Source organism: Desulfobacter sp., from assembly GCF_050177295.1.
Window position 1 is genome coordinate 1 of record NZ_JBFXHE010000137.1, and the last position, 10,090, is coordinate 10,090.

Here is a 10,090-nt window from a genome sequence, read left to right on the forward strand (position 1 = left end):
CGGCACCCTGGAGAAATTCGGGGCGTATTTTCATGCTGAACCGGGCATATCCTTTTTCAACCGTCTCGGCCTTGATCTGTAAAAAATCCAGAAAAGGGTTGTTGACCGGCTCTCCTGCCGTCAGCTGCTTCAGGTATAAGGGGTAGTCAAACATATCGAGTTTCCTTTTATTTATTTTAGAAGTTGGCTGGGCATTGTAGATAAAAATGCATACTTTTTAAATAACCCACATGGGCCGCAAGCCCACAACAAACAATGAAACTAAAGACTCCAACAATTCAGGGCTAAAATGGGCGCGGCAGGCGCTTCGCCCTCTTGTTTCTTGTATCTTGTCTCTAGTTTCATATAAAACATTTATAGACCCGGAAACAATACCCGGATACGTTTAAGATTTCCCCTGTGGATCTGGCAAAGGCCAGCCAGGCCAGAGTCGCTGCCATCAGCAGGTTTTAGGGATACGCAAAGGCAACCACTCAACTTTGCTTGCCATTTTATATGTATGGTTCGCAACAGCCTCCTGCGCACAACACATATTTCACTAACCTATTGTAATAAAAAATTATAGTATTATAATCCCTTCTTGTATTTTAAGCTTGAGGAGGCTTTATGCATACGCTGTTAGTAATCGTTTTTGTTCTGGCCTATTCGGCCATTGCCTTTGAGCATCCGCTCAGGGTTAACAAATCTGCTTCCGCCCTGCTGGGCGCCGGCATCATGTGGACCATTTACGCCGTTACCACGGGCAATCATCATCTGGTGACGGAACAACTCAATGAAAATCTTGCGGCCACCGCCCAGATTATCTTCTTTCTGCTTGGGGCCATGACCATTGTTGAGCTGGTGGATGCCCATGACGGATTTGAGGTGATTACCTCCCGGATCACCACCACCAGTCAGAGTGTTCTGATTGTACTCATCGGGATTGTCACCTTTTTTCTTTCCGCCATGCTGGACAACCTGACCACCACCATTGTCATGGTATCATTGACCAAAAAACTATTGGATAATCACGAGGACCGCCTGATTTTTGCAGGAATTATTGTTATTGCCGCCAACGCAGGTGGGGCCTGGTCTCCCATTGGTGATGTTACCACGACCATGCTGTGGATCGGGGGCCAGATCTCTTCATTAGGGATCATCAAATCGGTATTCTTGGCGTCCGTCGCAAATCTTGCTATTCCCCTGATTGTCGTCAGCTTTATGCTCAAAGGCAAGTCTGTGGGGAAAAAAGCAGAAAAGAATGGCTCCGGGACAACCACAAAGTTCCAACGGGACCTGGTGTTCGCTGTCGGCTTAGGAGCACTGGTCATGGTGCCGGTGTTCAAGGAGATAACCCATTTGCCGCCGTTTATGGGAATCCTGACCGGTCTTGGCGTTCTCTGGCTGGTGGCAGAGCTTGTCCACAAGGAGAAACCCGACGAAGAAAAGCAGCACCTGACCATAGTGCATGCCCTGGCCAAAATAGATATGGCATCCATTCTCTTTTTTGTCGGTATTCTGATGGCTGTGGCAATCCTGGAAAATACCCATATTCTGACGGCACTGGCAACCTGGCTCAACAAGACCATTGGTCAACAAAGCATTATCGTTGCGTTGATCGGTCTCATCAGTGCAATCATTGACAATGTGCCTCTGGTGGCCGCATCTATGGGGATGTATGATATGCATCAATTTCCCGTGGATAATTTCCTGTGGACCTTCCTGGCCTTCTGTGCAGGAACCGGCGGCTCTATTCTGATCATTGGTTCGGCGGCAGGCGTTGCTGCCATGGGCCTGGAGAAAATTAACTTTTTCTGGTATGTGAAAAAAATCAGCTGGCTGGCAATGCTTGGCTATATTGGAGGCATCTTGGTATTCCTGATCCAGTTCAAACTGTTCCATGGCTGATTAATAATAAATAGACATTATATCGATTTGGGATAAATGCTTGATTCTATTAGATCTTTAAAAATAAGCGTCCCCGTAAAATCAATAGGTTACGAAAAATCGGTATAATGTCTAATTTTAATATTTCAGTTTTGAGTATAAAGTCTTTTTAGAGGCGTTGATCGCGTCATTTAAAGTGTGAATACCTTTTTTAGCAAGAAGCGGAATAAGCTTAAGAAAGATCCCGGCCGTTGCCGAGGCATCGCCGATAGCTGTGTGGCGTCCCACAATATCAACGCCGGCAAAACTCGCGATAGCCGCCATATTATGTTTTTCGTGCATAGGATAAACTATTAGGGCAAGCAGGAGGGTGTCTAAAACCGGGTTGTCAAACTTTATTCCGGTTTGGGCCTCTTTCATAGAAAACATCTTCATATCGAATGCCGCATTATGCGCCACCAAAACCGTATCTTTGGAAAATTTATAAAAAAGCGGCAAAACTTCTTTTATATCGGGCTTTCCCTTAACCATCTCATCATTTATGCCGTGAAATTTTTCAGATTCGAGCGGAATGTTTATTTTCGGGTCTATAAGCTGGTTGAATTTTTCTCCGCATAAAATCCTGCCGTTTACGATTCTGACCCCGCCTATCGAAATTATCTGGTCATTTCTGGTATCTAGACCGGTCGTTTCCGTATCGAAAACCGTATACACGATATCTTTTAAACGCATATCATTTAATTTGGAATCGGTTTTCCGCTTTGTAAAAAGATCGAAATCGAAAAAATCCGGCCGCTCGTAGGCCTCTCGCTCAATCACGATGTTGCGCACACCCTCCGGCTCTTTCATCTCTGCAAGCGGTATCAGAATTTTTAGCCCTTTTTCGCTCTTTTCATTAAAACTTAAACTGATTTGCGCCTCATGATAGTTCACAAAATCTTTCAGCGTTAAAAAAAAATGATCATCTTTAAAAATATCCAAATTTTTCTCGGCATCCGGAATATGAAAAAAAATTGCCAGAAAATTTGCCTCTTTAAAAAGCTTGCAGTTAAACGTTTTTTTAAAAGTCTTATTTTTCAAAATGGTCAAAATAGATAAAAAAGCATTAATAAAAGAGTAAGTTTCGATCCTTATCCAGTTTATATGAGCCGGGAACTCAGGCTTTAGGGATATGTTAAGCTTTTCTCCGGCTCTTTTCTGGACAGTAGTTATGATGTCCCTGTCTGAAACCACCAGAAACGGCAGACGCTCTTTTATCTTCTCGATATAGTCTTGTTCGGACTTTTTTAAATTTTCTTCGATGGCAGCGATCTCCGGTGTTGTCATTTTCTCTTTTTTTATCTTATCGAGATAAGTAAGAACCTTGGTTGCGGTGGATTTGAAGATGTTGTCAATTTTTGCGTAAAGCTCAAAGTCTTTTCCTATGTTATAAAAAACGACCATAAATCCGGCAAAATTGTCACGCCGATCCGTTATCGGCGAGATGTCCGCCTGTATCAAAACATTGCCGGGGCTTAAAGTTATGAAAGAAGACGATGCCGCTACATGTTTCTTAGGGTTTTTTACGTTTATTTCATAAAGCGCATTCAATATTATGTCTTTATCGATAATATCGAAAATAGATCTGCCGATTCCGATAATATGGTTTTGAGCCTCTAAGATTTTGGCTTTTTTGTTGAAAAGATTTATCTCGCCTTCTGTGTTGCAGGCGATTATGCCTTGCGGGAGCTCGTCGAAAAATAATGCGAGCATATTTTTTTCTATTTCGAGTTCGGCTCTTTTTCTGTTTATCTCTTCTTTTATATTTTTTTGCAGCGTTTCGTAATGATCCGCAAAAAGGTTTATGGCTTTTGAGATCGCTAAAATTTCGTTTCCGGCTTCGATATTGATCCGGTGGGAAGAATTAACTGTTAAAATGACGGATATTTCATCAGGGATTTTTGTCAAAGGAATAAAAAAATTATTCAAAAAAGCATAGATCGTGAAGCCGACGAGCTCAAAAAATAAAATGAAGCTGATAAAAAAGTAGATCCCATTTTCTTTGATGATTTTAAATAAAAAGTCCTGGCTTAGGGAGGGGAGCCTGCACCAGAAAATCGCCATGATAGATAAAAAGACAATAAATGTGAGCAGAAGCGAGATTCCTGTAAACCATAAAAATTTATTTTTTCTGTTTAACGGCATTTTTTTATGTTCAAATTTTTATGACATTTAAAGGAACCCCACCTTAATGGGGTTCCCTCCCCTTAGCCCCCCTCCCATACAGGAGGGGACCGTGTCGAAAAGAGGTTACATTCTGTAATCAATATTTATTTTAACATACTCTATGGATAACTCGCACGTATAAATCAAAGCTTCCTTTTTTCCGAGCCCTAATACCGGCATGATCTTATGGGTGAAGCCTGCTATGCTGCTATTTTAATTTAAACCGATTGACCATTTCGTTCAGACTTTCAGCCAGCCTTGACAGCTCACAAGCACTGTTGTTCACATGGATACTTCCGGTTTTAATCTCTTCGGCCGATTGATTGACGGCATGGATGTCCTGAGTTACTTCACCTGCAATGGTCGAGGCCTGGTTGACATTCTGATTGACTTCCTGGACGCCTTCTGCTGCCTGGCTAACATTGGTTGAAATTTCCTGGGTGGTGGCGGTCTGTTCTTCAATGGCGGCTGCGACCGATGTGACAATTTTATTGATTTCATCAATTATGGTTACAATTTCCTGGATGGCTGAAACAGATTCCCCGGTAGCAGTCTGAACGTTGCCGATTCTGGAACCGATCTCTTTTGTGGCTTCCGCTGTCTGCAGGGCAAGGGCTTTGATTTCTGCTGCAACTACGGCGAACCCTTTTCCGGCTTGTCCAGCCCTTGCCGCTTCTATGGTAGCGTTCAGGGCCAGCAGATTGGTCTGCTCGGATATGTCAGCAATGGTCTCCGTCACTTTGCTGATATCTGCGGCAGCCCGGCCAAGTTCAGCGACCTTTTTGGAAATCTCCTCGGCTTTATGAACCGCCTGTGACGTGGTCTGGTTTCCTGTTGCGATATTCTCGGCAATTTCATTGATGGTGGCGGACATTTCTTCTGCTGCAGCCACGATCATCTGCAGGTTGGTTGCGGTCTGCTCGGTTGCTGCGGCCACGCTGTTCATACTGGTGGACATCTCCTCGGCTGCAGCAGATACATTGCCGGCTTTTTCCGATGTCTGCTCAGATCCTGACGCCATCTGCTGGGAAATGGCGGACAACTCCGTGGAAGAAGAGCTCAGCGTTTGGACCCCTTCGGAGATGTCCTTGAACATCCGGGTTAAATTTTGGGTCATGTTTTTCATGTTCTCATACACCCCTGTAATTTTTTTCCCGCCCGTGTTGAACCGTACTGTCAGATCCCCTTTGGCAATGCTGTCGGCAATCCTTACAATCTCTGCAGGATCATGCCCAAGCTGGGCCATCACGCCTCTGACAAATACAAGTACCCCGATGACGGTGAGCGTCAGAAACAAGCCTGCGGCTGCAAGCACCATATTGCGGATCATATAAACAGGTGCCATGAACTCCGCCTCATCCTGGGTCGCGATAATGGACCATTCAGTTATATCAGCATGGGCGAATCCTGCTATTTTCTTAGTTCCCTTAAATTGATATTTTTCCACACCGCTTTCTTTGTTCAGCACCCGCTTTGAAACATTTTCCATCCCCTCAAGGAGACCGATATTGGCCTTTAAAATCAAATCCTTGTTCGGGTGGGCAATGGTATTGCCGGTGTTATCCACTAAGAACGGATATCCTGTTTTACCGATTTGGGTCCGGGTTATTTTATCGGACAAAGCGTTCAGTTGAACCACCAGGGCAAAAACCCCGGCAAATTTGTCGAAATCGGTTTTAAGGGGTACGGCAATAACAAAGACTGGGTTCCCAGTAATCTTGGACAGCACGGGAGTGCCGATAGAGGTTTTCCCGGACCGGGCTTTTTGAAAATAGTCCCGGTCTGAAGCGGATACTTTCTTTATTCTCGAATTACCATGGTCTGTATCGGATATGAGCATACCGTTTGGATCGGTAATAAAAAACATATCATATCCGTTGCCTATTTTTTGAAATTCTAAAAATAAATAGTTATCCAAGGCTGTTATGGCATCCATCTGCCCCAGAGCTGCATTTGCCATGGCGTCAGTAATAACGGGAGATGCGGCCATGCTTTGGGCCAGTTTGATTTCCTGTTTCACAAAATTGTCTGCCATGGTGGAAAAATTTTGAGCTGCCATCAGGCTTTGACTCTCCGCCAGTTCCCGGATGGCCTGGGAAGATTTGACAATGGCAAAAATCCCCACAACAGATAAGGGAATCAGAGCGATAAGGATACCGCTGACAATAAGTTTCCATTTTAAAGTAAGTTTTTTCATGATATTTCCTTTGTTTAATTTGTTTCCTTTCCAGGCCTCTTGTTCAAGGCGCTATTTACGGCGTTGGATAATTCGCCGGCAATCATGGGTTTCATGATCAGATCACAGATGCCGACTGATCGGCACATCTCTTTTGTCAATCCTTCACTGAAGCCCGTACACAGGACAATGGGGATTTCAGGGTTGATTGACTTGATCCGGCGGGCGAGTGTAAGGCCGTCCATTTCAGGCATCGTCATATCTGTTAAAACCAGATCAAAAAATTTTGGTTTTTTTTCAATCTCTTCCAGCGCCTCCAGGCTGCTGGTGGTGCCGGTAACCGAATAACCAAGACTGGATAAAATCCCTTGACTGCTTTGTACGATGGGCTCCTCATCATCAACGATCAGGATATTCCCCTCCCCGGATATCAGTTTACTTTCCAAAGGCGTTGTGTCCAACCGCTCGCTCTGCGCATGAGCCGGTATGAGCACTTTGAAGGTGGTGCCGATCCCTTCCTCACTATATACGGAGATCCCCCCCTCCATTTCTTTAAGTATGCCGAAAACAGTGGAAAGTCCCATACCTGTGCCTTCGCCCCTGTTTTTTGTGGTAAAAAAGGGTTCAAATATTCGGTCAATAATGGCATGTGGAATGCCGCAGCCGGTATCGGAAATCATCAGGCTGTAATACAGTCCCGGTTTGATCTTATTAAATTGCATGGTGTCGGTCCGGTCGATGGCGATCATGTCAAGCACCACCTCAAGCTTCCCGCCCTTATTTTTCATGGCGTAACCCGCATTGGCAAACAGGTTCATCAAAACCTGATGGATTTGGGTCGTATCTCCCATTATCCTGGCACGTTTCACCCTCAGGTCCTGGTGAATCCGGATATTGGACGGCAAGGATGCCCGGATGAATTTCAAGGTCTCCTTGATGATCGGGTCGATTAATATTTTTCGCCTTTTGACATCGGATTTTCTGCTGAACGTAAGAATGTGGCTGACAAGATCCCTTGCTCTCAGACCGGATGTAGACACTGAATCCAGATATTTTTTCAGGGTTTCATTATCGCCTGCTTCCATTTTGGCAAGCTGGGTAAATCCCAGAAGCGAGGATAGAATATTGTTGAAATCATGGGCAATCCCTCCGGCCAGTATGCCGATGGCCTCCATCTTCTCTGCCTGCCGGAGCCGCGCCGCCATTTTATACGCCTCGGTTACATCCCTGAAGACCAGCACCACACCTTTGATGTCACCATGATCATTGCGGATGGGGGAACCGGAGTGAGCAATCTGGTACTCAGCACCATCCCGGGCCAGCAGCATGGTGTGATTGGCAAGGCCGACGACTTTACCTGTTGAAAGCACTTTTTGTACCGGACTCTCAACAGGATCGCGGCTCTTTGAATTGACAATGTTAAAAACGGTTTTAAAAGGCTGCTCAGCCGCCGCTTTTTCATTCCATCCCGTCAACTGCTGGGCCACAGGGTTCATGATCGTAATCCGTCCGCTTATATCGGTGACAATCACCGCATCGCCAATGGAGTTCAACGTGACACGAAGATTTTCCTCACCTTGTTTCACGGCTTCTTCGGCACGTTTCCGCTTTGTAATATCGACCGTGGAGGAGAGTATGGCCTTTTCATTTTTCCAGTCAATCAGGCAGCTTGAAAACAAAATGTGGTAAGTGTTGCCGTTTTGCACGACATCGATTTCAACACCACTAACAGAACCGTTCTTTTTTATTTCGGCTTCGATTCTTTTTTTTGCCTCAGGATCCACGGTTCTACCCAACTCTTCCATGGTAAAACCGATAATTTCTTCCAGCGGTTTTTGGGAAGTGTTACAAAAATATTCATTGGCCAGAATAAGCCGTCCGCTCATGTCGTTCACGGTGCAGGAAAAAGGTAGTAAATCAAAAAGCGATTGGAATCTGGCTTCGCTCTGGACGACGTGCTGCATGCTTTGATCCAGACGGATTATTTTTTCATTTAACCGGCGTTTTAAAAAAAAGGAGATGGCGGCCAGTCCCAGGAGCAGCAGTCCCAGGAAAATTCCCCCCGCAACCAGAGTGTAAATCTTGGTAGACCCGATCAGCCCGTGGCTGTTATACCAGCGCTCAATGTCGGACGTGTGATTTTTCAGCCGGTCATTTTCCGCAAAAGTTAGAGATACCCGAGGCGGCTGACCGGCAAAAGAAGTCCGATAAAGCGAAATGGGAATTAGGAGTATAAAAATTTGCAGAAAGAATATCACTAAAAGTCTGTTGTAAAAAGAGATGGGGCGGCTCAACTCAAGGGGCGTACTCAATTCGGATTGACTTGAACAGAATATAATAACCTTCATGTCTGGTACTATCCTCTACATACGATACAAAATTATTGGACTAAAAATTATAGATGTAGCCTATGAAAGCAGAAAGTATGCCAATAAACAGTATAAAAAAATATAACCTATTATAATAGATAGTTATATAAATAATTTGCAATTATTTATAATGGCAAAAAAACGGATATTCCTATATTTAAAAATGACTCAATTCCAGTTTTCCGGAATATAAGAAAAGAATCAAAATAAGATTGAGACTTGATGATCGAGAGAGAAGGGGGTCTCTTTATTGGGAACCAAAGCCGGGGAGGTTATATTTGCCCAGCAGGGTATAGAGTTGCGACTGGGAAATACCTGATAAGCTGGATGCGGTTTTACGGTTGCCGTCGGCTTTTTTAAGCAGTCTTTCCAGATATATTTTTTCCAAAGTCTGTCTGAATACATTTAGCCGCGGAAAATCGCCATTAAAAGTTAAGACTTCGTCAATCATCCGGGTCGTATCGTTCTCTTCGGCCATGTCAAAATCAATCCCGACCAGCCTGTACTCCGGGGGAAGATGTTTGGGGACCAGTGTCGGATCACTGCCGGCAGAAGCCAAGGCGTATTCCAGCACATTAATGAGTTGCCGAATATTACCCGGCCATGGGTTTTGCCGAAGTGTTTCAAAAAACTCCGAGGAAATACCTTTTGCGCGAACTTTATAATAGACAGACAGTTCATGAATTTTTTTGATGATAATTTCATCAATATCCGTCCCCCTTTCTCGCAAAGGGGGTAAATTAATTCTCATGGCATGTATCCGATAAAAAAGGTCTTCCCTGAACTGATTGTTTTTCACCATTTTTTCCAGATCAAGGTTTGTTGCAGAAATCAGCCGGAGATCAACATAAATTTCTTTATTTCCCCCAACCGCGCGCACGGTTTTTTCCTGGAGCGTCCTCAACAGTTTTTTTGAACGGATAACGGCATATCTCCAATTTCATCCAGCATCAACGTTCCGCCGTCTGCCTCCAGGATAAGGCCTTTTTGTTTTGATGCGGCTCCTGTGAAGGCACCTTTTTCATGCCCGAACAAGGTGCTTTCAATAAGGCTTTCCGTCAGTGCACCACAATCAACCGCCACAAAAGGCCGGTCTGCTCTTTTGCTGTTTTCATGTATCGCTCTTGCAAACAACTCCTTGCCTGTACCGGTTTCTCCGGTTATCAGGACACCGGCGTCGGTTGAGGCCGCCTTCCCCACTTCATCCAGACATTGCCGAAGAACAGGGGACTCTCCGATTATCTTGGCGCGTTTCAAAGGAATCAACTGCCGGGCCGCGATCTTTTCCTTTCGATAATGCAGCGCCCGTTGAATCGGAAGATAGACGTCATCATAACAAAAGGGTTTGGCTCATGTTGCGTTTCAGGGTCGTATAATGGTAGAGGGTGAATTCTTTGACCCAATTCACCATAGGAGCCCAACGGATGCAGCTAAACATAAAGACTCTGATTGATGATGCACAATGTTACGACAC

Annotated in this window: 5 protein-coding genes and 1 pseudogene; 1 reads left to right on the forward strand and 5 read right to left on the reverse strand. The window is 44.7% G+C overall.

Features of this window, described 5'->3' with window-relative positions; genetic code table 11:
- The first annotated feature begins 606 nt into the window (after positions 1–606).
- Positions 607–1,887, forward strand: a complete 1,281-nt coding sequence (nhaD, locus tag AB7U36_RS11210) for a sodium:proton antiporter NhaD (RefSeq protein WP_428159861.1) — start codon at positions 607–609, stop codon at positions 1,885–1,887.
- Between the two features lie 117 nt (positions 1,888–2,004).
- Here the strand turns inward: nhaD and AB7U36_RS11215 are convergent, their stop codons facing one another.
- The 5 genes and pseudogenes from AB7U36_RS11215 to AB7U36_RS11235 all read right to left on the reverse strand — a co-directional run.
- Positions 2,005–3,813, reverse strand: a complete 1,809-nt coding sequence (locus AB7U36_RS11215; RefSeq protein WP_428159862.1) for a 3'-5' exonuclease — start codon at positions 3,811–3,813, stop codon at positions 2,005–2,007.
- Between the two features lie 466 nt (positions 3,814–4,279).
- Positions 4,280–6,268, reverse strand: coding sequence for a methyl-accepting chemotaxis protein (locus tag AB7U36_RS11220; protein ID WP_428159863.1), 1,989 nt, complete (start codon positions 6,266–6,268; stop codon positions 4,280–4,282).
- A gap of 14 nt (positions 6,269–6,282) precedes the next feature.
- Positions 6,283–8,595, reverse strand: a complete 2,313-nt coding sequence (locus AB7U36_RS11225; RefSeq protein ID WP_428159864.1) for a hybrid sensor histidine kinase/response regulator — start codon at positions 8,593–8,595, stop codon at positions 6,283–6,285.
- A gap of 268 nt (positions 8,596–8,863) precedes the next feature.
- Positions 8,864–9,418 (reverse strand): helix-turn-helix domain-containing protein, encoded by a 555-nt coding sequence (locus AB7U36_RS11230; RefSeq protein WP_428159865.1) that lies wholly within the window; start codon positions 9,416–9,418, stop codon positions 8,864–8,866.
- A pseudogene (locus AB7U36_RS11235) lies at positions 9,419–9,882 on the reverse strand (sigma-54 factor interaction domain-containing protein); the annotation flags it as partial.
- Positions 9,883–10,090: the final 208 nt, after the last annotated feature.